The sequence below is a fragment of the Nitrospirota bacterium genome (assembly GCA_040756155.1).
Taxonomy (GTDB): Bacteria; Nitrospirota; Thermodesulfovibrionia; order JACRGW01; family JBFLZU01; genus JBFLZU01.
In genome coordinates, this window is the sequence record JBFLZU010000116.1 from 2527 (window position 1) to 5846 (window position 3320).

Below are 3320 nucleotides of genomic sequence, written 5' to 3' on the forward strand. Positions count from 1 at the left end.
TGAACCCTCGAACTCTTTAAGTTGTCTACAATATCACGAGGTTATCCCTGTGTATTACCTCATCATCATATTTATAGCCGAGCATTCTCTCGATCTCTGATGTCTTTGCACCCTTTATCTTTCTAACATCCTCTGAGTTATAATTCACAATCCCTTTTGCTATCTTTTTACCTGATTCATCCAGGCAGCTTACCGCATCGCCGACCTCGAATCGCCCATCTATATCTTTTATTCCAGATGGAAGAAGACTCCTGCCTTTTTCTATCAATGCCCTCTTTGCACCCTCGTCTATGATAAGCCTTCCTTTCGATTTCAGTGTATAGGCGATCCAGTGTTTTCTTGCAGAAAGGTGATTTTCTCCTGTAAGAAAGAGTGTACCTGTCTTTTCACATGCAAAGAGGGATTTAAGCACTCCACTTTTTGTCCCGTTGGCAATGACGCTAACTACACCCATCATCGCCGCCTTCTTTGCTGCCTGAACCTTTGAGAACATCCCTCCTGTTCCTTCTATTGTGGAACTGGTGCCAGCGATCTTCTCTATCTCAGGTGTTATTGATGAGACATAGCCTATAATCTTTGCCTTCGGGTCTACCCGTGGATCAGTGGTGTGTAGACCGTCAACATCAGAGAGGATTACGAGCAGGTCAGCCTGAAGGAGATTTGTAACCATGACCGAGAGGGTGTCATTATCCCCGAATCTTATCTCTTCTACTGCAACTGTGTCATTCTCATTTATTATCGGGATGACACCAAATTTAAGCAGTGTCTCGATAGTGTTTTTTGCATAAAGGTATCTCTTGCGGTTTGTAAGGTCATCCCTTGTGAGTAATACCTGTGCGACTTTCCTGCCATATTTATCAAATTCCCTTTCATAAGCCCACATCAGCCTGCTCTGGCCAACGGCAGCTGCTGCCTGTTTAAACCTTATTTCCTTGGGTCTTTCTCTAAAGGAGAGCCTGTTCATTCCGGCTGCAATCGCCCCTGAAGAGACAATTATAACATCCCTGCCTCCTCTTGAGATTTCGTTGATTTCGCCCACAATCGTCTCTATCCTCTCAGAACTTATCCCTTCATCCTTTGAGGCAAGCACAGTGCTACCAATCTTTATAACTACCCTCTGGGCGCCAGAGATATATTTCTTTCGTATTTCTTCTTCCTTCATTTTCTCTCTCATTCTCCCATGTTTCACCTGAAAATAAACTTAACCACTTTAAAATAGGTCAGGCATCCCATAATAAAAATGCAAAATGCAAAAATCTAAATTCAAAATTAAGGAATTCCACAATTTTGATTTTTAAATTTTAAATTTTGAGTTTCTTTGGCAAGATGCCTCGGCTATTTTCTTCATTTAACCTTTTTAATCTCCTCGAGTTTCAGCGAAAGAAAACCGAGCAGTTCATTTACTCCCTCACCTGTTACTGCAGATATTGGAAAGATATTATACCCCGAATCACTGCAGAATTCTACAAGCCTTCTTAATCTTTCACCAGAACCTTTTATATCAATCTTATGGGGGGCAACAATCTGAGGTCTCTCTGCAAGGTCTGGATTGTAGAGTTCAAGTTCTCTATTAACTACCTTAAAGTTTTCAACCACATCTCCCTCTGCCATCTCTGAGATGTCAACGAGGTGAACGAGTATCCTTGTTCTTTCGATGTGTCTTAAAAACTGAAATCCAAGTCCTGCACCTCTGTGAGCACCCTCAATAAGCCCAGGGATATCAGCTACAACAAAGCTTTTGAATTCACTACATTTTACCACGCCGAGGACAGGTGAAAGTGTTGTAAATGGGTAGTCCGCTATCTTTGGTCTTGCCGATGAGATCTTTGATATAAGCGTTGATTTTCCAGCATTCGGCATCCCGATGAGTCCAACATCAGAAATCAGTTTAAGTTCCAGAAAAAGCCATCGCTCCTCACCAGGCTCACCGGGTTGGGCATACCTTGGTGCCTGATTTGTAGGGGTTGCAAAATTGGCATTACCAAGCCCACCTCTGCCACCCTTTGCTGCTACAACTCCCATGCCTTCCTCTGTAATGTCTGTAAGCACCTTATTACTCTCCACATCCTTTACTACTGTTCCAACAGGCACGGGGATGATTATATCAGAGCCATTTTCCCCATGCATATTCTTGCCTTTCCCGTGTTCTCCTCTCTTCGCCCTGTAGTGCCTGTGGTATTTCAGGTCAAGCAGGGTATTGATCTGGCTATCCGCCCTTATAATTATATCTCCACCCTTACCACCATCACCACCATTAGGTCCACCCATAGGGACATATTTCTCCCTGCGGAAGCTAACGCAACCCCTTCCCCCATCACCTGCCTTCACAAAGATTTTAACCTGATCAATGAACATTGAGTATGCCTTTTATTTACTCAAGTTCTTATAAGTATATAGGAATTGGTCTTCACAGGCAATACCCTATTGCAACGGTGACTGAACCAAGCAGGCAAGGTGATAAGCAAGAATGGAAAATGGGACGGTTCTATTTATTGCTTTTTCCATCCTTTCGCTGACTGTATCTTTAAAATTTATCATGTCTGGTATACTTTATCAAAAATTAGAACCGTCCCATTTTTACTATAGCGAATATACAGCCATAGAAATTTCATTTACTGCTTTTCTTCTGCCACATACACTTGATTCAATAGTTTTTAAGACATTAGCTGCGTAGTATTTGGTACCGCATTTTTTACAAACACCAACCGGAACATTCTTAATCAATATATACCTCTTTCCTGCCTTTCGGGGCAAGTCCATTATTTTTTCAACAATTGGACCCCCACAATATTCGCATTGTTCACCATCCCAGAATCCCAATTTAATCCCTCCTTTCATCTCATTATCCTTTTGGTTTATCTTCATAAACAGTTATTACACGGACTTTTCCAGTTCCTGTTATTCGGCATACTATCCCGATAGTCCGCTTATCTAACGAAACTCCCACTATTTCATATTTGCCTTCCCGTGACCAAGTTCTACGAATCTTACCGTTCAAAATACCATGTTCAACATCATAATATATCAAAACCATCAGCACTCGCCTCGTCATCGGCATGTTCTGTAAGGTGATATAGACCATTGCGAACAAGAGACTGGATTAACCCTATTTTGCTCAATCAATATCTCCTTTGTCTTCCATTATAGCATGTTATCTGTCCGTTGCGGGCAAATCTTTCTTTATTAATGGTCGCTGTGAGGCTGTCCCAAAATGGTGGCATGAAATCTGCATATTATTTTGTAGTTTTTTGAAAGGAGGCAGGTGCATGTCATTTAAAGAATATAATCAAGATCAACCATTTCTCTTACCATTGTCCTTA

General features: G+C 41.6%; 3 protein-coding genes. All 3 read right to left on the reverse strand.

Annotated elements, in window-relative coordinates; all coding sequences use genetic code 11:
- Nucleotides 1-25: 25 nt before the first annotated feature.
- A complete protein-coding gene (proB, locus tag AB1488_11040; protein MEW6410624.1) occupies nucleotides 26-1147 on the reverse strand; it encodes a glutamate 5-kinase in 1122 nt (373 codons plus the stop codon).
- Between the two features lie 197 nt (nucleotides 1148-1344).
- Entirely contained in the window at nucleotides 1345-2355 is a 1011-nt protein-coding gene (gene obgE / locus AB1488_11045; GenBank protein ID MEW6410625.1) for a GTPase ObgE, read from the reverse strand.
- Between the two features lie 225 nt (nucleotides 2356-2580).
- Nucleotides 2581-2865: a YgiT-type zinc finger protein gene (locus AB1488_11050; GenBank protein MEW6410626.1), complete on the reverse strand. Its 285-nt coding sequence runs from the start codon at nucleotides 2863-2865 to the stop codon at nucleotides 2581-2583.
- Nucleotides 2866-3320 lie beyond the last annotated feature (455 nt).

Coding starts and splice junctions, on each gene's coding strand:
- obgE (MEW6410625.1), bottom strand. CDS start 2,355: ATGTTCATTGATCAGGTTAAAATCTTTGTGAAGGCAGGTGATGGGGGA.
- AB1488_11050 (MEW6410626.1), bottom strand. CDS start 2,865: ATGAAGATAAACCAAAAGGATAATGAGATGAAAGGAGGGATTAAATTG.